General features: G+C 44.6%; 31 protein-coding genes. 29 read left to right on the top strand and 2 right to left on the bottom strand.

The annotated features are described in order from the left end of the window. The first annotated feature begins 139 nt into the window (after positions 1 to 139). From AC27IJ_RS19445 to AC27IJ_RS19310, 28 genes are all read left to right on the top strand, one after another. Positions 140 to 1,576: a phage portal protein gene (locus tag AC27IJ_RS19445; protein ID WP_487150382.1), complete on the top strand. Its 1,437-nt coding sequence runs from the start codon at positions 140 to 142 to the stop codon at positions 1,574 to 1,576. Further along, positions 1,576 to 3,255: a phage minor capsid protein gene (locus AC27IJ_RS19440; protein ID WP_487150380.1), complete on the top strand. Its 1,680-nt coding sequence runs from the start codon at positions 1,576 to 1,578 to the stop codon at positions 3,253 to 3,255. The genes AC27IJ_RS19445 and AC27IJ_RS19440 overlap by 1 nt, the downstream gene beginning before the upstream one ends. Continuing rightward, positions 3,252 to 3,500: a hypothetical protein gene (locus AC27IJ_RS19435; protein ID WP_487150378.1), complete on the top strand. Its 249-nt coding sequence runs from the start codon at positions 3,252 to 3,254 to the stop codon at positions 3,498 to 3,500. Before AC27IJ_RS19440 ends, AC27IJ_RS19435 begins: the two co-directional genes overlap by 4 nt. A gap of 76 nt (positions 3,501 to 3,576) precedes the next feature. Then, entirely contained in the window at positions 3,577 to 4,770 is a 1,194-nt protein-coding gene (locus tag AC27IJ_RS19430; RefSeq protein ID WP_487150376.1) for a DUF2213 domain-containing protein, read from the top strand. Beyond that, the gene (locus AC27IJ_RS19425; protein ID WP_487150374.1) at positions 4,770 to 5,279 is read left to right on the top strand and encodes a structural cement protein Gp24; all 510 of its coding nucleotides are present in this window, start codon (positions 4,770 to 4,772) and stop codon (positions 5,277 to 5,279) included. The genes AC27IJ_RS19430 and AC27IJ_RS19425 overlap by 1 nt, the downstream gene beginning before the upstream one ends. Before the next feature lie 15 nt (positions 5,280 to 5,294). After that, on the top strand, positions 5,295 to 6,335 hold the full coding sequence (locus AC27IJ_RS19420) for a DUF2184 domain-containing protein (protein ID WP_487150372.1): 1,041 nt from the start codon (positions 5,295 to 5,297) through the stop codon (positions 6,333 to 6,335). Between the two features lie 11 nt (positions 6,336 to 6,346). Next, positions 6,347 to 6,580, top strand: a complete 234-nt coding sequence (locus AC27IJ_RS19415) for a hypothetical protein (protein ID WP_487150370.1) — start codon at positions 6,347 to 6,349, stop codon at positions 6,578 to 6,580. A 12-nt stretch (positions 6,581 to 6,592) separates the two neighbouring features. Then, on the top strand, positions 6,593 to 7,105 hold the full coding sequence (locus tag AC27IJ_RS19410; RefSeq protein ID WP_487150368.1) for a DUF4054 domain-containing protein: 513 nt from the start codon (positions 6,593 to 6,595) through the stop codon (positions 7,103 to 7,105). Further along, positions 7,095 to 7,493 (top strand): hypothetical protein, encoded by a 399-nt coding sequence (locus AC27IJ_RS19405; RefSeq protein ID WP_487150366.1) that lies wholly within the window; start codon positions 7,095 to 7,097, stop codon positions 7,491 to 7,493. Before AC27IJ_RS19410 ends, AC27IJ_RS19405 begins: the two co-directional genes overlap by 11 nt. Positions 7,494 to 7,506: 13 nt before the next feature. Then, entirely contained in the window at positions 7,507 to 8,004 is a 498-nt protein-coding gene (locus tag AC27IJ_RS19400) for an HK97 gp10 family phage protein (protein ID WP_487150364.1), read from the top strand. Beyond that, entirely contained in the window at positions 8,001 to 8,447 is a 447-nt protein-coding gene (locus AC27IJ_RS19395; protein ID WP_487150362.1) for a phage tail terminator family protein, read from the top strand. Before AC27IJ_RS19400 ends, AC27IJ_RS19395 begins: the two co-directional genes overlap by 4 nt. Further along, positions 8,437 to 8,604 carry a hypothetical protein gene (locus AC27IJ_RS19390; RefSeq protein ID WP_487150360.1) on the top strand — a complete coding sequence of 56 codons (168 nt, stop codon included), beginning with the start codon at positions 8,437 to 8,439 and terminating at the stop codon, positions 8,602 to 8,604. Before AC27IJ_RS19395 ends, AC27IJ_RS19390 begins: the two co-directional genes overlap by 11 nt. After that, positions 8,605 to 9,942, top strand: a complete 1,338-nt coding sequence (locus AC27IJ_RS19385) for a phage tail sheath family protein (RefSeq protein WP_487150358.1) — start codon at positions 8,605 to 8,607, stop codon at positions 9,940 to 9,942. 14 nt (positions 9,943 to 9,956) lie between these two features. Beyond that, on the top strand, positions 9,957 to 10,427 hold the full coding sequence (locus tag AC27IJ_RS19380) for a phage tail tube protein (protein ID WP_487150356.1): 471 nt from the start codon (positions 9,957 to 9,959) through the stop codon (positions 10,425 to 10,427). 9 nt (positions 10,428 to 10,436) lie between these two features. Continuing rightward, positions 10,437 to 10,853, top strand: a complete 417-nt coding sequence (locus AC27IJ_RS19375; RefSeq protein ID WP_487150354.1) for a phage tail assembly chaperone — start codon at positions 10,437 to 10,439, stop codon at positions 10,851 to 10,853. Positions 10,854 to 11,012: 159 nt separating this feature from the next. Next, positions 11,013 to 13,106: a tape measure protein gene (locus AC27IJ_RS19370; RefSeq protein ID WP_487150352.1), complete on the top strand. Its 2,094-nt coding sequence runs from the start codon at positions 11,013 to 11,015 to the stop codon at positions 13,104 to 13,106. An 8-nt stretch (positions 13,107 to 13,114) separates the two neighbouring features. Continuing rightward, positions 13,115 to 13,840 carry a hypothetical protein gene (locus AC27IJ_RS19365; protein ID WP_487150350.1) on the top strand — a complete coding sequence of 242 codons (726 nt, stop codon included), beginning with the start codon at positions 13,115 to 13,117 and terminating at the stop codon, positions 13,838 to 13,840. Continuing rightward, positions 13,837 to 14,814, top strand: coding sequence for an XkdQ/YqbQ family protein (locus AC27IJ_RS19360; protein ID WP_487150348.1), 978 nt, complete (start codon positions 13,837 to 13,839; stop codon positions 14,812 to 14,814). The genes AC27IJ_RS19365 and AC27IJ_RS19360 overlap by 4 nt, the downstream gene beginning before the upstream one ends. Before the next feature lie 11 nt (positions 14,815 to 14,825). Further along, the gene (locus AC27IJ_RS19355; RefSeq protein ID WP_487150347.1) at positions 14,826 to 15,119 is read left to right on the top strand and encodes a DUF2577 family protein; all 294 of its coding nucleotides are present in this window, start codon (positions 14,826 to 14,828) and stop codon (positions 15,117 to 15,119) included. An 8-nt stretch (positions 15,120 to 15,127) separates the two neighbouring features. Then, positions 15,128 to 15,532 carry a DUF2634 domain-containing protein gene (locus tag AC27IJ_RS19350; RefSeq protein ID WP_487150345.1) on the top strand — a complete coding sequence of 135 codons (405 nt, stop codon included), beginning with the start codon at positions 15,128 to 15,130 and terminating at the stop codon, positions 15,530 to 15,532. Next, complete coding sequence (locus AC27IJ_RS19345) at positions 15,529 to 16,674, top strand: baseplate J/gp47 family protein (RefSeq protein ID WP_487150343.1); 1,146 nt, start codon at positions 15,529 to 15,531, stop codon at positions 16,672 to 16,674. The genes AC27IJ_RS19350 and AC27IJ_RS19345 overlap by 4 nt, the downstream gene beginning before the upstream one ends. Continuing rightward, positions 16,667 to 17,188, top strand: coding sequence for a putative phage tail protein (locus AC27IJ_RS19340; RefSeq protein WP_487150342.1), 522 nt, complete (start codon positions 16,667 to 16,669; stop codon positions 17,186 to 17,188). Before AC27IJ_RS19345 ends, AC27IJ_RS19340 begins: the two co-directional genes overlap by 8 nt. 9 nt (positions 17,189 to 17,197) lie before the next feature. Then, complete coding sequence (locus tag AC27IJ_RS19335; protein WP_487150339.1) at positions 17,198 to 18,787, top strand: DUF1565 domain-containing protein; 1,590 nt, start codon at positions 17,198 to 17,200, stop codon at positions 18,785 to 18,787. A gap of 12 nt (positions 18,788 to 18,799) precedes the next feature. Beyond that, on the top strand, positions 18,800 to 19,255 hold the full coding sequence (locus AC27IJ_RS19330; RefSeq protein ID WP_487150337.1) for a hypothetical protein: 456 nt from the start codon (positions 18,800 to 18,802) through the stop codon (positions 19,253 to 19,255). 4 nt (positions 19,256 to 19,259) lie between these two features. Then, positions 19,260 to 19,400, top strand: coding sequence for an XkdX family protein (locus AC27IJ_RS19325; protein WP_487150335.1), 141 nt, complete (start codon positions 19,260 to 19,262; stop codon positions 19,398 to 19,400). 7 nt (positions 19,401 to 19,407) lie between these two features. Further along, positions 19,408 to 19,827 (top strand): phage holin family protein, encoded by a 420-nt coding sequence (locus tag AC27IJ_RS19320; protein WP_487150333.1) that lies wholly within the window; start codon positions 19,408 to 19,410, stop codon positions 19,825 to 19,827. Between the two features lie 85 nt (positions 19,828 to 19,912). Then, positions 19,913 to 20,689 carry an N-acetylmuramoyl-L-alanine amidase gene (locus AC27IJ_RS19315; protein WP_487150331.1) on the top strand — a complete coding sequence of 259 codons (777 nt, stop codon included), beginning with the start codon at positions 19,913 to 19,915 and terminating at the stop codon, positions 20,687 to 20,689. Between the two features lie 139 nt (positions 20,690 to 20,828). After that, the gene (locus AC27IJ_RS19310) at positions 20,829 to 21,782 is read left to right on the top strand and encodes a hypothetical protein (protein ID WP_487150329.1); all 954 of its coding nucleotides are present in this window, start codon (positions 20,829 to 20,831) and stop codon (positions 21,780 to 21,782) included. Between the two features lie 80 nt (positions 21,783 to 21,862). Here AC27IJ_RS19310 and AC27IJ_RS19305 read toward each other — a convergent pair whose 3' ends face one another. Both AC27IJ_RS19305 and AC27IJ_RS19300 read right to left on the bottom strand, forming a co-directional pair. Beyond that, positions 21,863 to 22,174: a hypothetical protein gene (locus tag AC27IJ_RS19305; RefSeq protein WP_487150327.1), complete on the bottom strand. Its 312-nt coding sequence runs from the start codon at positions 22,172 to 22,174 to the stop codon at positions 21,863 to 21,865. An 8-nt stretch (positions 22,175 to 22,182) separates the two neighbouring features. Next, positions 22,183 to 22,365 (bottom strand): hypothetical protein, encoded by a 183-nt coding sequence (locus AC27IJ_RS19300; protein WP_487150325.1) that lies wholly within the window; start codon positions 22,363 to 22,365, stop codon positions 22,183 to 22,185. A gap of 176 nt (positions 22,366 to 22,541) precedes the next feature. Here AC27IJ_RS19300 and rsmA point away from each other — a divergent pair, with 176 nt between their 5' ends. Further along, positions 22,542 to 23,417: a 16S rRNA (adenine(1518)-N(6)/adenine(1519)-N(6))-dimethyltransferase RsmA gene (gene rsmA / locus AC27IJ_RS19295; RefSeq protein WP_487150323.1), complete on the top strand. Its 876-nt coding sequence runs from the start codon at positions 22,542 to 22,544 to the stop codon at positions 23,415 to 23,417. The last annotated feature ends 12 nt before the right edge of the window (positions 23,418 to 23,429 follow it).

Raw genomic sequence — 23,429 nt, 5'->3', positions numbered from 1 at the left:
ATTATTTGTGCTTAGTTGCAATGTTCGTTGATATGATAGCAGCGTGGTACTAGTGGAAAAAGAAAGATATCTGTGGAGTGGTATTCTGGTGCACCCTGGTGCTAGTTATGGCAATGGCAGTGAAATCATAGGAGGACTTATGGCAAGACCAAAACGAAACCGTCCGCAGAGAGAGCGGGCAGAAAATAGAATACAGGTAAACGATGCATTTTCAAACCCGATCGCACGGTTGGGCTATGGAACGCAGGATCTTTTACAGGCCACACAGTACCCGCTTACCCGCATGACGCAGAATTATCAGCTGCTTACCAGTCTGTACCGTGATAACTGGATTATCCAGAACATCATATCGACCATTCCGGAGGATATGATCCGAAAGTGGTACACAGTAAAGAGCAACGTGGCACCGGAGCGAATTGATGCCCTGCAACGCCTTGAAAGAAAGGTACATTTGAGAAAGTCAATCCTTGAAGGAATGTACTGGGGTAGGCTTTATGGAGGAGCTGCAGCGATCATCATGGTAAAAGGCCAGGACGATCTATCACAACCATTGGATTACGGATTGATCCTTCCTGGAACATTTCTAGGGTTGCAGATCCTTGATAGGTGGAGCGGTATCTACCCGGAAATGGGGATCGTCACAGATCCGTCTGATCCTGACTTTGGACTCCCGGCCTATTACACGATACGAGACGAGGAAAGCGGGGCCCTGGTGTCCACGGTACATCATAGCCGGGTGATACGGTTTACAGGAAGGGAGCTCCCCTACAATGAGAGGATAGCAGAGCAGTACTGGGGAGAATCGGAGATTGAGGCCATATACAGTGAGGTGGTAAAACGGGACAATGTTTCTTCCAACATTGCAGCGCTTACGTTTCGGGCCAATATGAACTACATGGAAACGGATTCCATGGATCAAATGCTTGCAGTTAATAATGCAGAGGCCCAGCGCCGATTCTGGCAGACAATGCAGGCTCAGAGCGTATTGGAAAGCAATTTCGGAACCCGTTTGGTAAACAAGGGTGATGTTATGCATAACACCCAGTATACTTTCACAGGACTTCCCGATGTGTACGACCGGGTGATGATGGACGTTGCAGGAGCTGCCAGAACGCCGGTGACAAAACTGTTCGGACGTTCGCCTGCCGGTATGAATTCTACCGGGGAAAGTGACATGAATAATTACTATGATTATATTGACGGCCTGAGAGAAAACCAGTTCCGGTTATTACTTGAAAAGATACTACCGGTTATACTGTTGTCAGCCTGGGGAGCTGTTCCTGATGATCTGGACATTGACTTTCCACCATTGCAGACGCCGGATTCCAGCGAGATCGCTGACATTGCAGAGAAGAAGACGCAGTCCATCGTGACGGTATATCAAAGCGATCTGATCGACGCCGCTACCGCCCAGAAAGAGCTTAAGGCACTTTCAAACGAAACCGGTATGTATAGCACGATCTCCGACGATTCCATAAATAAAGCAGAGGGAAAGACTTATTCAGATTACAAGGCAATGCAGGATCCCCTGGCAGGGATCACGCTTCCGAGGACATTCGAGGAGGGTGACGAGTAATGCCGCAGATGATACGCCCTCCTGGCAGTAAGGATGAAACGGCTTATCTCAGAATGCTATTTTTGAAAACAGAGCAGCGCCTGATCGCAGAGATAAACCGGAAGCGCGATCAAGGGTATGTTGATTATGCAGAAGTGGCATCCTTAAATCGTACCCAGAAGATCCTACAGGAGATGGTAGACGAGAGCTGGGGTTATGTTCCGGCCATGATCGAAAAGATCTTCTACAAATCGGAAGCGGCGGTAAATGGTTACAAGAACGCTGCCGGGCTTACCGCTTCTCAGCTGGGAATTGTGCAGCAGCTATCTAATAACTTGCTGGGTGATATTGTAGAGGCTTCTATCACAGCACAGAAAAATATAGAAGACTCCTTTCAGATCGGTAGGCGAGAAGCGGGCAAGGTGAGAGAAACCGCCCTGAAATCAGTAGCAGAGGCAAGGGCCGCAGGGTACGGCTCAGGCAAAGCAGCGGCCAGTATGGCCCGGGAGTTGCGGTCTGAGAATATAACAGCCTTTACCGATAAAGCCGGACGCAATTGGGGTCTACAGGATTACTGCAACATGGCCACCAGGTCAACAGCCAGACAGGCCGAAGTATCCGCCATATTAACAGCCGATCGGGATCATGATCTATACCGTATTGTTAAGATCGGCAGCACCTGTCCGATATGTGCACCTCTTGAAGGAAGGGTTTACAGCCGGTCCGGCACAAACCCGGATTACCCACCCCTTGCTTCTGCTTTTGGAAAGATTGATCCCAACGGTGGCAATGACTTAAGCAATACTTACTTAAATATCCACCCGAACTGTCTTCATGCCCTGGTCAAGTACACTACCATCGGTAAGAGCGAGGCACAGATCCAGAAGGATAAGGACTTTTCAAGTTTCAGCAAAAACCCTGTCACAGAGGATCCCCGAAGTAAGAAACAGATCGCGGCTTACAAGGAAAAGATCAGCAACCGGCAAAGTTTGCTTAGTGATTATAAGCAGCATGAGCGGTACCGGGCGATACTTGGAAATGATGTACCGAAAAGCTTTGAAAAGTTCCGGGAATTAAAGTATAATGATGGTGAGGACTGGAAGAGTGCTCAGGCGCTGTACCGTAAGACCAATGCTTATAATAAGATAATCCTTAAGGAACCGGTTATCACCGCCGATCTGAGGAAGATATCCAACGATACCGGCGTGGCTATGGTGGGCCTGGATTACCGGTTAAAAGCAAAAGATTCCTTCCTGCGAAAAGTGGGAACAAAAAGCGGGCATAGTCTTGATCCTCAAAGGATAAAAGAAACCATTAGTTCCACTGATGATGTAATACGGTATACCTATCAGGATAATGCATTATCACTTGCAGATTCATATAAAAGTATTTCGAAAGCTCTTAAGGAAAAAGGATATGAGATTGTAGAAGTTAAGAATCATTGGCTGAACAAAGGAAATCCATATAATGGCATTAACTGTACATTCAGAGCTCCGGAGAGCCAGAAGTTCCAAAAGTTTGAAGTTCAATTCCACACACCTGAAAGCTATGGAGTGAAGGATCGAATGCATAAGGATTATGAAGCCTGGAGGTTGTTAAACTCTTCTTCTCCTGAAGCTATTGCACTTAGAAGAAAGATGATGGAGCAGTCACGAGGCATGGAGATACCAGCAAATATCGAAGAGGTGAAAAATAAATGAGTGTGACTTATTATCGCATCAAGGATTTGGATCTGTTGGGGAAGGAAGAAGAGTATGTCCCCTATTTGTATAAGCCTGGCAAAGGCTGGGTTGTGGATAATGATAATATCTTGATGGATAGGGTCATGGGATATGATGATTCAGAGCCAGCTAATTCACCATATAAGATTGGCAATTCAAACACCATGGAACTTGTGGAAGAAATCAGCCAGAAAGTAGCGGAAAAGTTTATAGCAAATTTGTAGATACCATCAGTCAGAAAAGGCTGGTGGTATTTTTGTACCCTAAAAAGTTGTGATATCACAACAGAAAGGAAATGGAATGCTTGCATATTATGGATATACCATAAGCCCTAACCAGATTGAGACTGGAGAGGGCTTTTTAATTTGCCGGAATGTTCCCATTGCCCGGACCGGGAGTATGGACTACCTGGAAAGTGAGCTAGGAGTAGACGGAAGTTCCTCCAAAATGGTTAAAGTATTACGTGCTCCGGAAGAAGTGTTTTCCGAGGCGGCTCTTTCCAGCTTTGAGGGGAAGCCAGTAACCAACGAACACCCGCCAGAGCTTCTGACGCCAGAAACATACAGCCTTTACGCAAAGGGCCACGCTCAGAACGTAAGGAAAGGTGAGGGGCCGTGGGAGGGTCACATGGTAGCTGATTTACATGTTCAGGATGAAACCCTGATCCGAGAGGTACAGGAAGGTAAGAGGGAGATCAGCTGCGGATATGAGTGCAGCTACTCTGATAATGGAGATGGAACCTATTCGCAGCACGATATTCGGGGAAACCATGTGGCCGTAGTAACTCGGGGCAGGGCCGGGAAGAATGCTGCGATTTTAGATTCAGTAAAAAAGATAGAGGCCGACCGGCCAGAAAGGAAAGATATTATGAAAAAGAGTTCATTGTTTAAGTTATTTGCCCAGGCGGCCAAAGATGCCTCTCCAGAGGAACTGGAGTCCATGGCCGCCGATGCTGCAGAAGCCCTGGGGGAAGAATCAAAAGAGACAAAGCCCGCAGCCCCTCCTGCAAAGGAAGAAGGGAAAAAAGAGGAGGTAAAGGACTTTTCCAGCCTGGATGCAAAATTGGATAAACTCATGGAATTACTGTCTGCAAAGAAGGAGCCGGAAGTTGATCAGGATCCGCTGGACGGCTTAATTAAGTCACTTACTGGTGAAAATGAGGAACCGGCTCCCAGTGCGGAGGCAAGGGTGATTCCTGCGGAGGAACTTGACAAGGCTACCGGCACAGCGGATAAGGCTGTCATGGCAGAAGTAATCAAACAGCTTCGCCCTGTGATCGCAGGAATCAAAGATTCAGCCGACAAAAAGGCTGTTACGGATTCACTGATCGCCTGCTTGTCAGATGGAAGTACCGTAAGCGATATCGCAAAGATCGCGGCTGCTACCCAGAAGAATGCAGCCAGACTGACAGATAAGCAACCAGGTATTGATTTGGACGCTTGTCAGGCGGCCTATGATTCAATGAACCCACACAAGAATGGAGGTAAGAAATAATGAGAGGACAGGTTATTGGAAAGAGCATGACACACGGATACGCCGGAGATTATTCCAGGCAGCCGGATATGATTATTGATACTCACTCGCTTGGTGACGCCGATGCTGTAAAGTTTGGTACACCTCTGGTCTATGATAGCAATAGCAATGTTGTAGCCTTTGGGGCCAGCAATACCGCTACTGACTTTGTAGGTGTGGCTTCCAGGGAGTTTAAGTCAGCCACATCGTACTTATCCCAGTCCGCAGGACAGTATGAGCCAGGAGAGGCAACCAGTACTTTTAAGCGCGGATGTATTAATGTGCTTTGCAATGTAGGTAGCCCGAAACTGGGTGGAAAAGTGTATGTCCGAACAGTGGCTAATGAAGCCATTCCAACGGGTATTGTTGGAGGTTTTGAAGCTTTAGCGGATACAGGAAAAACAGTGGCTTTAACAAACTGCGAATGGCGCGGAGAGAAGGACGCCAACGGCGTAGCAGAAATCAGGATTTTATCCTGCAACAGAGCATAAGGAGGACAATTCAATATGAAATATAAGAACATGGGAACATTTGATGCAGGCGTGGTGTCAGCCCCATCAACCGGAGCTGCGGCTCCCCAAAGATACCAGGCAATGGACGCGGCCGCAATTGCGAGCGGCGGAGCCTTCCTGCAGTCGGAACTTGAAAAAAGAGATAATATGATTCGACAGCCACTTACCAGTTTTACATACAGTCGTGATATTCCTATCCGCGTTGGTGGTGGTTGGGCTGAATATGTTTCTGCCATGAATGTGGAATATGGAGTTGCTGGAGGTAGCGAGGACGGTCCGGTTCATGCAGGCGGAGCAAATGGCATTCCAATGGTTCAGGCCAATTTTGACAAGGAGCTTTTTAAAACTCACATTTTTAGTGTAGGGTGCCGGGTTGGTTTTGTAGATATGCAACGTGGAAACATGACTGGGCGTAGCTATGATAGTATTTTAAGAGATGGCGTCAGAATGACCTATGATAAGCATTTAGATGCTAATGGATATGTTGGAATTAAAAAGTATGGTTCTACCGGTACTATCAATAACCCGAATGTAACAGTTGCAAACGCAGCTTCTACGGGCACCGGTAATTCAACGGCATTTAGAAGTAAAACTCCTAACCAGATTTTACAGGATATTAATGATGCCATTCTTGCAGTTTGGAACGCATCAGAGAATGATCGGAGCGCAATTCCAAATCATATCCTGATGCCATATGAACAGTTTAATTATCTTGCAACAACCAGAGTTTCCGAGCTGGCAGAGAAAACGATTCTTACATTCCTTATGGAAAACAATGTTTCAAAACAAAATGGAGTCGATCTTTACATCGGAGCAACTTCATGGTGTAAGGGGGCTGGTGTCGGCGGTACTGATCGAATGGCTGTTTACATTAATACAGAGCGTTTTATGGCTATGGACGAACTGGCACCACTTAACAGGGCCATGACGCAGCCGAATGCAGCAAATGTCTGCTATGATACCGCATACCTGGCTAACTTATCAGAAGTGCAGTTGTTTTATGATAACATCATGCGCTACGTTGACGGAATTTAAGGAGGGCTATTATGTTTATAAACAGTAAAAAGAACTTTGAGATTTGCGAGGGAGAGAAGAAGTTTCTTATCCCTCGTGATTATATTGGAGAGATCCCGGCTTGGGTGGCTAAGCACTGGTTGGTGCTTGCCGCCATTAAAGACGGGTCCATTGCCACTCCTAAAGCTAAGAAGGACAAAGCATTGGAGCAGGCAGATGCGGAAGCTGAGGTAAAGGCGGATGCCGCCGACAAGCGGGAAGAATAAGGAGGACACGGCATGTCTGAGCAGTTTAATGGTTTAATGTCCGCAGCGGCCAACATGCCGCAACCGGGTGAGCTTGGAACCTATACGAAGGAAATGTTCCTGACTGATTTTCCTCAGTTCACAAAAAAGCAGAACAGCCAGGGAGAGGAAGAAGAGAACCAGATCATAAGTCTGGTTCCTGATCCCATGCTGCAGGTATTCATTAACAACGCTAATGCAAGTATTTTGCACAGCCGGTACGGCGAAATATGGAGATACGCAGCCGGGCTTTATGTGGCCCACTTCTCGGCGCTATACTTAAAGACCTATTCTGACGGATCCGCCACTCCGGCCAGAGCAGCCGCAACCGGTCAGCAGACTGGTCTTGTAAAAGAGGCTACCATGGGAGATACGACAATCAGCTATGACAATGAGGCCATAACAGAAGCAAGTGCCAAATGGGGAGCTTGGAACGCTACCCAGTACGGTCAGCAGCTTGTGACCATGGCCCGCATGATTGGAATGGGGGGAATGTATGTTATTTGACAATCCGATCTTTGAAAACTGGTATACGGATTCTATGAGCATTTCCCGAAATGTAAGTTATAAAGTCGGCAACATTGACAAAAAGAAACGGGAAGAACTTTACAAGGGCATTCCATGCCGGGTTTACAGTACGAAAAGAAATGGTCCTTCATGGAAAGAGACAGCAGCCACGGCTACTGCCACGGATAAGGTGGCCTGTGATGTGACCGTGGACTTAAAGGCGGGGGATATGCTTATGATTGTAAGGGGTGGGCTCTTGGGAAGCAACCGGGAGCCTGAACGGTACTTTGCCGGACTCCCGCAGCCTTATTATGATCCGGTTGGCGGAGTGCTTTCCGGATTAGAGCATCAAGAAGCCGTCCTGTTGATGGACGAAGTAATTAAGTAGGGGAGGGATTGATTTGTCAACCTTTGGTCAGGCAACCAGGAAGCGCATGGAACAGCTCCGGAAGCAGGGGCAGAACGTACCTAAGATCATGGCAGAGGTTATGGAAGGGGCCACGATCGCAGCAGTAGAACGGGCTACGGAATTAACACCGCCAAATGGATCCGCTATATCCGGAACCGGTACCCGATCAGGAGACATGGCCCAGGCATGGGAGCTGGATAGCGTTACAAAGCCAGTTATGACCGGAGGAAGCGCCCGCACCACTCTTGCTAATAACATGGGGTATTCTTCCTATGTAAATGACGGTCACCGAATGGATGAGCACTTTGTACCTGGACTGGTGGTAAATGGGGGTATGCTTGAAAAAGTAGATCCCAGTCTTGGCGGTATTACGGTGGGAACTAAGACGCCTTACGTGAAAGGAAAGTATATGAAGCAGGCGGCAGTGAGGCGGTATAAAAATGTTGTAAAACAGGATCTTGATAAGCGGACAAAGGAGAATTTTAAATGACATTTACACTTGAAAGTTTAACAGACTCCATAGCTGGAGCTTTGAATGAGAATTATCCGGATATCCAGGTATACAGTAATCCAAATCAGCAGGGGACAGAGATCCCTTGCTTTTTTATATTCTTCATGCCGACTGAGACAGAAAACCGGGTAGGGCGCCGCTTCATGCGGAATATCGGAATAGATATTGTCTACCTCGTTGAAAGAAATGATCCAGATGCGCACGATCAGCTGGTGTCTGTCGCTGATAAGCTGGACTATGCCCTTGAATTTATTCCGTATATGGACGGTAAGCTGCGGACCTTTGACCGGGAATGGAAGATTGATGACTGGGAGCTGCATTACCAGTTTAAAGTTAAAGCCATCGTTTCCTATCCGGATAACACGCCACCGATTGAATCAGTAGAAACCTATAAAGGAGGTATAAAACAGGATGCCAAATAAAAAGACACCAGTTAAGTATAAGACAGAATCCCTGCTTAAGAGTAAAGCTTTTTCAAGTTATCAGCAGGATTTTGCCAGGGCGCTGCTCCCTGATCCGGAGTATACCGTGGAAGAAGCAAAAGAAATTTTAAATAAGTTTTTTAAGGAGGGAAAATAGATGGCCGGAGGAACATGGACCAGTCAAAACAAAAAGCAGCCGGGCGTGTATATCAATGTAAAATCAAGCATGGCACAGGCCGTCAGTGTAGGGGATCGTGGTATTGTTGCTATCTGTGAGCCGTTGTCCTGGGGCCCGGAAGGGGAGCTCATGACGATTAATATCGGTGATGATTTTACCCCATACATCGGCTATGATTCTACCAGTAATAAGGCTCTGTTTTTGAGAGAGATTTTTAAAGGATCCGGACACACAAGGGGGCCGGTGAAGGTCATGTTATACCGTCCGGGTACTGCAGGCGCAGCAAAGGCAGCCGCAACCATTGAGTCGCTTATAGTCACTGCAAAGTACAATGGTGTTAGGGGTAATGATATTTCTGTTACTGTTATTGCGGATCCGGACAATGAAGGAGGCTTCACAGTGCAGACCGTTGTTGATGGAGCCGTAAAACATACTCAGACCGGAAAGGCCGTAGTAGACTTGCAGAGCAATGACTGGGTAGTATTTTCAGGAACTGGAGTTTTAGCGGCCAGCGCGGGAACTTCCTTAACTGGAGGAAAAGATGGAACGGTAAGCAGTGCCACGTATTCTACGTTCCTGACAGCGTTAGAGCCTTATACTTTTAATATCCTTATTTACGATGGAGCCGACAACACCGTTCAGGCCGCTTATGTGGCTTTTATTAAGAGGTTGCGGGATAATCTGGGTAAGAAGTGTCAGGCCGTCATGACGGGTGTTGAGAGCAATTCTGACGCCGTAATTTCCGTGAGAAACGGAGTTGAATTGTCAGACGGAACCACACTTACTCCCCAGCAGACAACCTGGTGGGTTGGCGGAGCAGAGGCCGGGGTGAATTACAGTGAGTCCCTGGTATTTGCACAGTATCCGGACGCTGTGAATGTGTCCCCTCGTCTGACCGCATCGGAAGTTGATGAAGCTCTGAACAAAGGTCAGATTGTATTTTTCGAAGAGTTTGGCAGTGTAAAAGTGGTATCGGATATCAATACATTGACCACTTACACACCAGATAAGGGCGAAGCATTTGGCCTGAATCAGGTGATCCGTACCATGGATACCGTTGCTAATGACGTTTATAAGAACTTTTCGCAGAATTACATAGGTAAAATCCAGAACAATGCCGCAGGCCGGGATTTACTTAAGGCTTGGATCGTGGGTTACTTAAACGAGATCCAGGCAAACGGAGGTATTCAGAACTTTGTGGCAGATGATGTGGTTGTGGAAGCAGGTGAAGCGATCAATGCTGTTGTAATAACCCTTGCGATTCAGCCGGTGGCAGCTGTTGAAAAGATTTACATCACGGCAACCCTTACAGATTAAGAAGGAGGTAGAGTATGTCATTTTTATTAGAGCAAGACGCCTTAAACGGTAAGGCAGGCCGAGCCTTTGCTGTGATTGATGGCCGAAACGTGGAAATGTTCGGCTTAAAGAAGATGCAGGCCGACGCCGAGTTTCAGGAAGCGGATTTTAATGTAGTAGGCACCAATCTGGTGCAGAAAAAAACAAAGGGTGTAACTTTGACTGGTAGCTTCACAATTTATTATGGTACGCCAGAGTTCCTTAATATGTTAAAGACTTATTTAAAAACAGGTAGACTGCCCTATTTTACTATTCAGATAACAAATGACGACAAGGGAACGACGGTGGGGGCTCAGACTGTTGCCCTTTATAACGTCAAACTTAGTAAGCTTCCCATTGCTATATTGGATGATAGTGCGGATTACCTGAGCATGGATGTTTCGTTCAGCTTCACCAACGTGGAAATTTTAAACGCTTTCGGAGCCCCGGCACAGCTGGGAGAATAGGAGAATTTTATGAGTGCACTAAAAGCATTTTTACAGCCACCGGTAACAGGAGTAACAAAGGAAGTTATCATTTCCGATCGGTTTAAAGATGATGAGGGCAACCCGGCACCATTTGTAATTAAGGCCATAACTCAGAAGGAAAACGAGAAGCTGGCACGTATGAGCAGGAAAATGTCGAATGTAAATGGCAAACCTGTTGAGGGACTGGATAACCTCCTGTATACCAAGAGACTGGTCCTTGCCTGCGTACAGGAGCCAGACTTTAACAATCAGGAAATTTGTAAATATTACGGTACAGAGGATCCGTTAGAGGTTCCATCCCAGATGCTGAGCATTGGAGAATATAGCCGCTTGTCTGAGGCAATTATGGGATTAAATGGTATGGTGGATCCTAAGGAGAAAATAGAAGAAGCAAAAAACTTCTAAACGGGGGAGACATGGATGTGCAACTGGCTTACTATGTGTTTGTCAATCACGGTCGCTTCCCCGGGGAAGTCGCAGACCTACCCCAAAACGAAAAAATATTAATGTACCAGATGGCAGTAAAAGAAATTAGTAACCGACCCAAGAAGTAAAGGAGGAACTATGGGAGAGATAAGAGAAGAATTTATACTAAGTGACCAGTTCAGCGCATCTTTTTCCAGGTTCCTCGACCTTGGAAATTCTGCTGTAAATCAGATGCAGCGTATTGACCAGTCAGTCACAAGAACGGAAATTACTATGCGTCGGTCCATTGGTGGAGCCACCGGCGCAGTCATAGCAAATATGAGGCAGATCGGGGATTCTGCTAATGAAATCTCCTCCTCTGGATTTGATCGCTTGGAGGCGCAGCTGATCAAAATTGCCAATAATACCTCAAGAGCTGCCAGGGAACAGGATAATCATAATAAAAAAGTAAAAGATACCAATGATTCAGCGGGCAAGCTGTTATCAACTGTAAAACGTGTTGTGGCAGTTGCAGCGGGATTTACTATGGGTAAGGAGTTGTTTGGCCTATCTGATGAAATGACGCAGACAACCGCCAGATTAAACCTTATGAATAAAGGGTTTCAGTCTCCAGCAGCTGACGCAAGCGGGCAAGGAAATGAAGCCATGAATAATAGCCTTCAAGAAACGGAACAGCTCCAAGAAAAGATATATTTATCGGCCCAAAGAACTAGAACAAGCTACCTCGCTACTGCGGATGTTGTAGCGAAGCTGGGGCAAAGGGCTGGCGATGCCTTTTCAGGAAGTGATGAAGTCCTGGCATTTGCTGAAAACCTTAATAAGCAGTTTAAAATAGCGGGAGCCAGTCAGCAGGAGATTGCATCCGCCTCCCTGCAGCTTACCCAGGCGTTGGGATCCGGCGTTCTGCGCGGTGAGGAATTGAATGCTGTTTTCGAGGCTGCCCCCAACGTGATACAGACTATTGCTGACTACCTGGGTAAACCTATAGGTGAGATCAGGGGCTTAGCAGCAGACGGCGAGATTACAGCGGATATTGTAAAAAATGCCATGCTAAGCGCAACGGATAAGATTAACGAACAGTTTGAGAGTATACCAATGACCTGGGCAGACTCATGGAACTTGATAAAAAATGCTGGAGTCTACGCCCTTGATGGAGTTCTCGCTAAAATGAATGAGTTTTTAAACAGCGTCACCGGGCAAAAGGCGATAGAGGGCATTATTGGCTCCCTTGATATTTTGGCCGATGTAGCGGGAGGCGTTATTGATGTATTGGCCAACGGGGCGGGTTTTGTGATTAATAATCTGGACCTCATTTTGCCAGTACTTGCGGCTATTGGGATAGGTCTTGGAATTGCAAAGGCACAAGCCATAGCAACAGCTTTGGCAAATGTGGGAGGCGCACTAGCAACAGCAGCAGCTTGGGCTGTTGCAAACTGGCCGATTATATTGTTTGTTGTGTTACTGGCAAGTGCGTTGATTGCCGCTCAGAAGTTTGGCTTTGGCATGGAAGAGGTAGGCGGTTGGGTCGGTCAGGTCTTCGGAATGATTTATGCGGTTGGTTATAATATTTTTGCAACTCTTTGGAATGTTATAGCTTCCTTTGCTGAATTTTTTGCAAATGTATGGAATGACCCATTGGGCGCAACCGCCAGGTTCTTTGCAGATGTTTTTGATACGATTCTTGGTATCGTAGAAACAGTAGCTGGTGCTATTGACGCGCTACTTGGAAGCAATTTTTCGTCTGCTGTTTTCGGATTCCGGGATAAAGTGGGATCATGGGTAGACGAAAATTTTGGAGAGAATGCAATCAAGATAAAAAGAATGAGCACCCTTGATGTAAAAGGTACCGCAGCAGCTGGTGGAAATATAGGGGCTAATTTGGGTAAAAGGATGGATAACATGAGCTTTAGCCTTGATAGCCTTACTGGAAAAATGGGTGGAGTAGGAGGCGCAGTAGGAGCGGGAAAATTAGATGAAGTAGGCAAGGTAGGCAAGGTTGGAAAAATAGAAGAGGATGTAAATATTGCCGATGAAAATATTAAGCTCCTTCGGGATTTGTCAGAACGGCAGTATGTAGCCTTGGTAAATCTTACAGTACCACAGACTAATGCGACCGTAAATCAAAATAACTATGGTGGTGCCGGGCCCGATAATACCGATGCGATGTTCAAAACTTTAAGCGATATATTGGGCGCGCAACATGCTTCCAGCAGCAATGTTGCTATAGGATAGGAGGATTTATGAGAAATAAGTATAAATTTTTTGCCGATATAGGTGGAAATACTATAGAGTTTCCTGTCAATCCTAAAGAGTACACTGTTTCATATCCCGCCGATCATAAAACCTATAACATATTAGATATAGGAGAAATTGTTGTTCCCAGGCTGCCTTCTTTGATGGAGGTATCCTGGGAATCTTATTTCCCGGGAGACGAAGACGATCCGCTTATTTATGGACATGACTGGATAGAACCCGGGGATTATGTGGAGGCAATATTGGAGGCCCGGGACAACGAGGAAATATGTGACCTTGTGATAAGCCGGTACGATGCCAGGGGTAGTCATATGTATGATACAAATATCAGTGCGGTGATAGATAACTTTGAGACTACGGAAAAAGGTGGGGAAGCTGGTGATGTATATTACAAAATAAAGTTTAAAGAATATCGGGATTATGCTCCGATCAAAGTTGTGCTTCCGCAACCAGAAGCGTCTACAACCGGAGCCGTTCAGGTTGAAGAACAGCCAAGACCACTATCAGCAGCGCCTGAATTGCGTGTGGGGGCCTCAGTCATTGCAAACGGCACCTATTTCAGCAGCAGTTACGGAGATAAGCCTACCGGTACGGCCAACAACTTAACAACAACAGTTTCAAGGATTATTCCAGACGCTTCTAGGCCCTATCCAATATTGATAGGTGGGAGCCGCGGTTGGATTAAGGCAGATCAGCTGCAGGTGATTGGATGAGCCACAAACTTCTGATTTATAATGCTGAGTCTAATACAATGTATGATTATGCTCCCATTACCCAGAAAGTCACTTATACCACAAATAGAAACGGAAGTGCGGGAAAACTGACATTTTCTTTTCTGCAGCAAAAACCGATCAATCTTACGGAAGGCGCAAAGGTTCAGTTTTATGTTGATGGGAAAGAAATTTTCCATGGCTTTGTGTTTATTACAGAGCAGGACCGGTGGGGCGTTGTTTCTGTTACGGCTTATGATCAGCTCCGTTATTTAAAAGCAAAATCCAGTTATAGCTTTGTTGGAAAGAAGCTGGGGGAGATAATCCAGCAGATTGCTACCGATATGCAGCTGCAGGTGGGAACTTTAGAGGACACAGGATACATCATACCTACTCTCACCAAGGAAAATACAGAATGCCTAGATATCATCGAATATGGCTTACAAGTAACTCAATATAATACCGGTAAAATCTTTGTTTTCTACGATGATTTTGGAAAGCTGTCTCTCAAAGAAGCTAAGAATATGACATCTGATATCCTTATTGGCAACGGAAGCATCATAACGGATTATTCCTATAAATCGGATATTGACTCAGATACTTACAACCTAGTGAAACTCGTCCGCCCAAATAAGGAAACCGGGCAAGAAGATACCTATATATTTAAAGACAGTTCTACTATTAAAAAATGGGGGCTTCTGCAAAAGTATGAGAAGGTAGATGAGAACTTGAACGAGGCGCAGATTAACCAACAGGGAAATATTATGGCAGCGTATTATGATCGGGTGCTTAAAACCATATCTGTAGATGGCGTTGGTGGGGTACCGGGTATTAAGGCGGGAGCGATGGTTACATTTAAAATCAAGGATATTCCGGAGCTAGCTGTCGGGTATCGTTTGGTTCTGGACAAAGTAAAACACACCTTTTCAGACGGAGAGCATACAATGAGCATCGAGGCGAAGATCATAAATACTTAAGGAGGCTTGTCATGGAATTAATAGAAAGGCTAAAGTCCATCATTTACGATACTGTAAAAGCTATGGACCTATTGGATACCGGTTATGCTACCGTAGTGTCGGTTTCTCCTCTGACTCTAAGGATCCAGGCTACACAGTTGATTATAACGGAACCTGTGGCCGTACTGACAGATAACTTACGGTACCGTGCCGTAACTGTGCAAGGCGAATCGGTTATTGTCAACCCAGGCATAAAGCCTGGAGATAAGGTGCTGGTATTGAAAGCCAATGCTGGCCAGAACTATATTGTAATGTCGAAAGTGTAGGTGATACGATGGCAACATTACCAGAATCAGCAAGCACGGCTGTTTATGAAAATGAGAGTAAGGAGTATCCCACAGAAACCTATCTGGTGGATAAAAGTACTGGTACTATTAGTAAGGTAGGCGGTGGCCTGGAGGCAATGAAGCAGGCCGCAGAGGTTATACTGAGCGTGGAAAGATATCAGAATCAGATTTATACTTCTAATTTTGGCAGGGAATTAAAAAAACTAATTGGAAAGTCTCCGGAATACGTGGCCAGTATGTTAAAAAGGCGTATTCAAGAGGCTTTTTCTGCTGATAAGCGGTTCCTTTCAGTGAATAATTTTGTATTTGATACCATAGAGCTGGGGACGCTGAAATGTACTTTTGAAATTAAAACCGTGTATGGTACTGTCCCTGGGGAGGTGGAAATTTGATTGATTTTAGTAACAAGACTTATGCAAATATACTGGCAGCTCAATTAAATCGGGTGCCCGATACAATAGATAAAAGAGAGGGGTCCATGATTCAGACCGCTCTTGGCCCTGAGAGCTGGCATCTGGAAGGGTTATATCTGGACTTAGATTCTGTCCAGAAGAATGCCTTTGCTGAAACTGCTGGAGGGGCTTGGCTCAATATGTTGGTGGCCGAGCGTGGCCTTGAAAGGAAAGCAGCTGCCCGGGCAGTAAAAAAAGGTATTTTTAATATCCAGGTTCCCATTGGTTCCCGTTTCTCAGCTCTAACCGGCAGCGGATATCTGACATATAAGGTGTTGGAATTTATTGACCAGACGGAAGCAGGCTACGGCTACAAGATGGAATGTGAAACTGCGGGAGAGATCGGAAATAATTATTCCGGCCAGCTGGTCGCTGTTGATTATGTGACAGGGCTTACATCCGCACAGCTTACCAAGTTACTTTCCGGAGGCACGGAGGAGGAAACGGATTCCTCCCTGAGAGAACGGTACTTTGCAACGTTTGACATTGCAACTTTTGGCGGTAATATTGCTTCTTATAGAAATGCAATTCTTGCTATTGAGGGCGTGGGAGCCGTGCAGATATATCCTACTTGGCAGGGAGGAGGGACTGTTTTGTGCAGCATCCTCGACGGGAACTATAAACCTGCGGGAAGTACTCTTATTGATCTGGTACAAAATACAATTTGCCCCCCGGAAGATGATGAAACAGAATCTTCACCCAATGGATACGGGCTGGCGCCGATCGGGGCAGCGGTGACAATCGGGACCGGTGAAGAATTGAAACTTGATATTTCCCTTACCGTTCAATTTCTGTCCAGTATCCAAAGCGGAGAGCTCACCTACAAAAGCCAGATCGAAGAGAAGATGGAAGAATACCTGGCTTCGGTCCGGCAGTCCTGGGGAGCCATGCTAAAAAGTCAAAAAATAGAATATGCCGTGACCGTGTATGTGTCCAGGATTATATATGCGATTCTTACCATTCCTGAAATTGTGAATGTAACTGACGTAACTATAAACGGATCCGCATCGGATGTGGTATGCGTAGAGACTTCTACTGTGCAGCAAGTGCCAGTTTTAGGAACGGTGACGATAAATGGTTAATTTAAAAATGCTTCTCCCGGAATGGTTTAAAAATATTTTGGAGTTTAACAAGCTGTTGGAAGCGGAAGAGGTGGAGCTGGAGGCGGTAGAGGAAAGCATTCGATCGGTAAGAAATAATTGTTTTATCCAGACCGCGGACGAAAATACAATCCTTCTTTATGAGAAACGATTTGGTATTGCTTATCAGTATGGGGAGACGCTGGAATACCGAAAAAGCAGGATCCTGCAAAGATATAATACTGTTGTGCCGTTTACAATTGGGTTTCTCAGGAACCGCCTGGCAGAGCTCTATGGGCCCGATGGGTATACCTTATCTGTAAATAGTAAAACCTGTCTATTGACCGTCAAGGTCACTTCTGACCGATATGGTGCCGTTAACCTTCTGTATGATCTTCTGTGGGATATCATACCCGCTCATATCCAGATCATTGCAAGTCAGGAAGCGAAAAAATATATTAAAGGTGGTCTTTACATCGGAACTACTATAAGCGGCACAAAGATAACAACAATCTAAGGAGGTATAATGGGACAGTATAATAAAGCAATTATAACGGCTGCGGGTGAAAACCTGACTGCCAGGGCCGTAGCCGGAGAGATTCAGTTAAGTATTACAAAGGCCAAGACCTCTAACTATAAGTATCCGGATAATACGGATTTTAAGGCATTAACTGATATGCAGGGTGTTAAGCAGATCATGGAATCTCCTGAAACAAAAGTATTAAGTAACGATTTAATCCAGACAAGAACACTTTTCAGTAACGAGGAAATACAAGCCACGTATTACATACAGAATATCGGTTTATATGCAATGGACGGGGCCCAGGAGGTCCTGTTTTGCATTGTAACCGCTTTGGTACCAGATGAAATGCCTCAGTATAATGGAGTTGCTTCTACAGCCTATATTTACAATGTCCAGTCTGTAGTTCAGGATACGGCATATATTCAAATCACGGTGCACCCTTCAGGAGTTGCCACGATCGAGGACGTGCTGGAGAGGGTGGATGCTACTGGCGGCGATATTTCAGAAACCGTAGTGGAGAGAGTGGAACTATTCGAAACAAAGTTTCCCATTCCATCTGTAGGGGAGACTATTAAGCGGTTTTTAGGCAAAGTACTAACGTTCCTGAAAAACATCAAACCTCTTGAAGCCGATGTGACCTATTATGTGGCAACAACCGGATCAGATACAACGGGCGATGGAACATCTGCGAAGCCATACAAAACTATACAAAGGGCAGTCGACATACTACCGAAGGATTTAAACGGACATATAGCGATTATACAGGTAGCAGCAGGTACATATGATGAAGATGTAAATATTCTATCCTTCCATGGTGGAGAACTTCAGTTACTTAGTTCATCGAAGGATACCTTGGCGGATACATGTAAGGTACGATTGGTATTTGTTAAGTATTGTGGATCGTATGTACAGGTGAATGGCTTTACTGCCACCACAGCTACTATGACAGCGTTTATTACGTGGGGAAGTCATAATGTATTATTTAGATATTGCCAAGCAACGGCATTATCTTCGAACAATGGTATATACTTCGGAGAATCCGGTGGTGGTGCTTCCAGTTGCAAGATAGCAAATAAATATTCTGCAATAAATGTGGTTAATAGCAGAATATCTTCCGAGAGTTGGGCACCAGGATCAACTAACGCTTATGGGATAACACCATCGTATGGGTCGATAGTGAGTAAGATTGGTAACCAACCAGCAGGGACGGTTTCAAATGAAATTTGGAGTAACGGTGGTCGTACATTCAACGATAACGGCACTCAGATATGGGACATGGGTACATCTGGTTTATCCTGTACTTGGGGCACCTTGACTGGTGGGTATGTAAGACATGGGAACCGTAATGGAGCAGCAATAGTGACTATCCTGTGTAGAGTGGCAGTATCTGCAAATCTAAGTACAGGTACCGATTATGTCATAAGTGGATTCCCACCGCCTGTTGGTGTCAATGTGATAATAACTTTCGGTCCACAAGGTTCCGTGGAAAATTGTTGGCTCGATTCTACTGGTCGTATCCACCTTTATTTAAGGACCAATATTTCAGCAGGGACAGAAACCCTTTTTAATGCAACTTATATGACAACACAATAAGGAGGAATTATTATGAAACAGGAGAGTATTAAAGTAGGTGAAACAACTATGGACATTGCAGCAGGTAGTTGTAGCTTAGATCGTGCAAGTGATACAGGAACAGTGTCGATCATCATCGGATCAAATACGATTGACACTATACACAAGGCTTTATCCTCTAGCAATACCATTGTCAAATATGATAGGGAAGGTCAGGAGGAATGGAGAAAAGATAACCTGATCTATACTGGTAAAATCAAGCCACAGTCGGGATTTCCAGTGGGCATTGAGGAGAAACAAATCGGAACTGACGATGATGGTAAACCGGTGTATGGTAACGTTGAGGTCTTGGGTTCAGTACTGGTTGTTGAGTACAGGCTGCCAACAATGCAGGACGAAATAAATAGACAAAGTAAACAGATTGTCGGCTTAAATGCCCAGGTAGCGTATCTTTCCATGATGTCCGGTATTGACGTAGAGGAGGTATAACACAATGAGCAAAAATTATGATAAGGTCAAAGATTTTTACAAAGCAGGTTTGTGGTCAGAGGGAATGGTATGGAATGCTGTGGAACGTTGGATCACCGAAAAAGAATACCTGGATATCACCGGGAATGAATATAAGAAAGCGTGAGGGAAATATGAAAAATACATTATGTACAGCTGCGGGGGTGGTAGGCAGCTTCATAGCATCATTATTTGGGGGCTGGGATACCGGGATCGGTACTCTGGTCCTTTTTATGGTCATTGATTTTCTTTCAGGATTAGCGGTGGCCGGAATCTTCAAGAGGAGTACCAAAACAGAAACCGGGGCTCTGGAATCAAAAGCTGGCTTTAAGGGATTGTGCCGCAAAGGAATGACCCTCCTGTTTGTCCTGATCGCCTACCGTCTGGATCTGGCCATCGGGACTAATTACATACGGGACATGGTGATTATTGGATTCATGGCAAACGAGTTGATCTCCATCGTGGAGAATGCCGGGCTTATGGGCCTGCCGCTCCCTGCGGTGCTGATCAAAGCCATTGACATATTAAAGAAAAAGGCAGAAGTAACAGAATAATCCGCCCTGTGAAATCTGCAGGACGGTTGTAATATCACAACTTTTCGGGCCCGGGTGATCCTGGGCCTTTTCGATTGGAGGAAATATGCAGATCAAGAAATTACTTACACCTTATAATTATAATACCGGCACTGCGGATCGCATTAGGTACATTGTAATCCACTATGTAGGAGCTCTTGGGGGAGCAGAAGCAAACTGCAAATATTACGCCTCCCAATACATTGGGGCCAGCGCCCATTATTATGTTGGGTTTGACGGAGAGGTCTGGCAGTCCGTTGAAGATCAGAACATTGCATGGCATAGTGGGGCAAAATCATACGTTCACCCGGAATGCAGGAATCAGAACAGTATTGGTATTGAAATGTGTGTAAGAAATAGCAGTGGAAATCTGGCAGACACAAGCCGGGACTGGTATTTTGAGGACGCTACGGTAAAGGCAGCGATTGCGTTGACCAAGGAGTTGATGGCGAAATATAACATACCTGTGGACCGGGTGATCCGTCATCATGATGTAACGGGGAAGATTTGTCCAAATCCTTATGTATGGAATCACACTCAGCATACCTGGGACGGTTTTAAGGCTGCTCTTGCAGCTCCTGCCGAATATACTCTAGGATGGAATCATGATAAGAATGGTTGGTGGTATGCTGATACTAAGAGTACATATTATAAGTCCTGCTGGCAGACCATCAATGGCCATAAGTACTATTTCAATAAGGACGGATATGCTGTAACAAGTTGGCAAGTAATCGATGGGAAAGATTACTACTTTGAGCCGAGAGCGGGGCATCCGTTGGAATGTGCGTTGTATGTATCAGATCTGGCTGGTGTGCAGTGCATAGGAGAATTTTCAACACTTTAATATAAACTGAATTGAGAGGATTAATTAAATAACTAAAGAGTGAAACCTTTAATTTTAATACTATTAGATAGACATTATAAGTCTTTAAATTAATTAACAATGATTATATAATTATATAAAATTTACTTGGAGGAAAAATATGAAAAACTTAAAGAAATTATTTTGTTTTACAGCTGTGTTTTTTTTGGTATCATTAGCAACCAATATGAATTGTTTTGCGACCGAAGCTAAGCCGATGGATTTATCTAATTGGAGCAGTGTTATTTTAGCAAAGGACCGTCAAGGTCCTGTAGATCCTAATTGGAAACTAGATGACAAAAAAACTTCTGTGACACAAACTCTTCATTCTAAAGCTACAGCATTTATAAGCGATGTAGATTGCATAAATACGAAAATAGAGGGATCTTTCAGTGTCGATACATTAGATGATGACGATTTTATAGGTTTTGTTTTTGGTTATAAAGATGTAGGCCATTATTATTTGTTTGACTGGAAACAGGCAGGTGGGTATGACAATATTTTTGGAGATAGCGGTAAACAAGGAATGAGTGTTAAAGTAGTAAATACAGATTCTGCAGTTAATGAAGCTGACCTATGGTCGACATCAGGTAGTGAAAATAAAATAAAACTATTATACCATAATAATATTGCTTACGCTCATAAAACTCTTTATCATTTTGCACTTACATATACAGATAAAGGAGAAATTAATATTGTTGTAAAAGAGGGAACTAAAGTAATAGACGATATAACTATTACAGATAAGACATTTCAATCTGGAAAATTTGGTTTTTATAACTTTTCACAGGAAATGGTGACTTATACAGGTTTTACCATAAAAGAAATAGCTCCAGTACAAATTACAGGAAATCGGGCTCTACTTGTCATTACCATGGTGACCGGCGAGCGGAAGGAGTACGAAATGACCATGGATGAAATCAACGACTTTATCACATGGTATAACAGCAAAGCGGCTTCAGGCCCAGCCTATATGATTGAAAAAGATTATAACAAAGCTTCATTCACGAGTCGAAAAGATTACCTTGCGTATGAACAAATTTCTAACTTTGAAGTAAACGAATACAATAAGTAATGGAATGGCCCTGGGAAACCGGGGCTTTTTGAGGAAAATACAGGCGGGTATCCGATGTATTCCGGGCCCGCCGTATTTCATTAAACTATCATAACCCATCTATTATCCATTATATAAAAAATTAGCTTAAATCCATACCGTATGCCACCAAGAACTGCGTCACATTTATACTCATTAACCTGCTCACCGTAATAACATTTATAGTCAGTACAGTTTATTTTAACACCAGTTATAGTCTGTAAAATGCCGTCCTCGCCCTCAAATTTAAAAATCAGTGGACACGGTGGGCGATCAGGAGCATACCAAGCCATGCAAGCAATTGGGTATGTCTTGCCTCTTATAATACCACTATCAATTCTTTTTACATTTGTCCCGATTCCGAAAACTCCCATATAGATTTCTACCTATTATAAAACTGTTCGTACCATCGTGGTTCTCTTTTGTATTCCGCTTTTTCTTCGTTTTCCTCGCCTATTTCCCTAAAAAAACCGCATACATCATTATTGACAGCACAACTTTCCGTATCTGCATTGTAGTTAGGACATTTATTTATATCTGGTGCAAGTCCACACGTTCCTGTCATAGTTTATATCACCTCACCTTTAAGAAGATTATACGAACTTACGTTCGAGAAGTCAAAAGGAATTATATGGTATAATCTTATAAAAGGCCTAGCATTCTGGGCCTGTCTATAAATCATTGACTTTTAGATCATAATAAGATACCATAAATTAATAAAAAATGATTGGAAAATACTATATGCAAAGTAAATTAGGAAATCCCCAAAAAACGATTGAGATCATTCGGAAATACGAATTCGCATTCCAGAAGAAATTTGGACAGAATTTTTTAATAGACACTCATGTATTAGATAAAATCATAGCCTCAGCAGGCGTAACAAAGGAAGACTGCGTTCTGGAAATCGGGCCGGGGATCGGCACGATGACACAGTACCTGGCTGAAAACGCCAGACATGTGGTAGCAGTGGAAATCGACTCCAACTTGATTCCCATTCTCAATGAAACCCTGGCAGACTATGAGAATGTGACCGTTATCCATAATGATATTCTTAAGGTTGACATCAATCAGATAGCTGAGCAGTATAACGGCGGACGTCCCATCAAGGTAGTGGCAAATCTGCCGTATTACATCACGACCCCAATTATTATGGGCCTTTTTGAAAACATGGTGCCAATAGACAATATTACGGTCATGGTCCAGAAGGAAGTGGCAGACCGTATGCAGGTAGGGCCTGGCTCCAAGGATTACGGCGCTCTTTCCCTGGCGGTCCAGTATTATTCAAAGCCCTATATTGTGGCAAACGTCCCGCCTAACTGCTTTATGCCCCGTCCAAATGTGGGGTCTGCGGTGATCCGGCTGACCCGCTACAAAGAGCCGCCTGTAAAGGCAGAGGATACGGGACTTATGTTCCGGCTGATCCGCGCTTCCTTTAACCAGAGAAGAAAGACGCTTCAAAACGGATTAAACAATTCACCGGAGGTTCCCTTTACAAAGGAACAGATCGCAGAGGCGGTTGAAAGCCTTGGGCTTGGGGCATCCGTGCGGGGAGAGGCATTGACTTTAAAGCAGTTTGCTTCCCTCAGCAACTATTTTACAGGAATGAAAAGTTCATAGAGCAGGAGGGAT

Source organism: Lacrimispora sp. YZC11 (genome assembly GCF_057543815.1).
Note: the sequence above shows the minus strand (reverse complement) of the source record. Positions and strands in the feature narration are given on the sequence as shown.